This window comes from Pseudoalteromonas sp. P1-9, assembly GCF_001399975.1.
Classification (GTDB): domain Bacteria; phylum Pseudomonadota; class Gammaproteobacteria; order Enterobacterales; family Alteromonadaceae; genus Pseudoalteromonas.
In genome coordinates, this window is record NZ_LKBD01000139.1 from 1 (window position 1) to 446 (window position 446).

Consider the following 446-nt stretch of genomic DNA (forward strand, 5'->3'; position numbering starts at 1 on the left):
GCGCTAGCATCCCAAGCGGAGCGTTTAGCTCATTACCTCAATGAAATGGGTGTGGGCGTAGGTGATCGTGTTGGAATAGGGCTGCCTCGAGGCAGTGCCTTGTTGATAGCGGTGTTAGGGGTGATGCAATCGGGAGCCAGTTATGTGGCGTTGGAGCCGAGCTTACCGGACGCGCGTTTGTCTTATCTGATAGAGGATGCGGGCATAGACACGGTGCTCTTGAATGAAGCGAGTCTATCGAGCATACCGGTATCGGGTGTGGATGTGTTGTTGATGGATGAGGCGACGTCGGCGGAGTGGTTGGCGGAGTTTATTGAAGGAGACACTTTACCCGAAATATCTGAAACCGCGGAAGCGTATGTGTTGTATACCTCAGGGTCGACAGGTGAGCCGAAAGGGGTGTCGGTAGCGCAGCGAGGATTAAGTCACTATGTGAGTCATGCTAG

General features: G+C 53.6%; 1 protein-coding gene. It reads left to right on the forward strand.

The window, feature by feature from the left end; all coding sequences use genetic code 11:
- Window positions 1-45: 45 nt before the first annotated feature.
- The coding region (locus AN214_RS21925; protein ID WP_235576803.1) for an AMP-binding protein at window positions 46-446 on the forward strand (401 nt) is incomplete at its 3' end.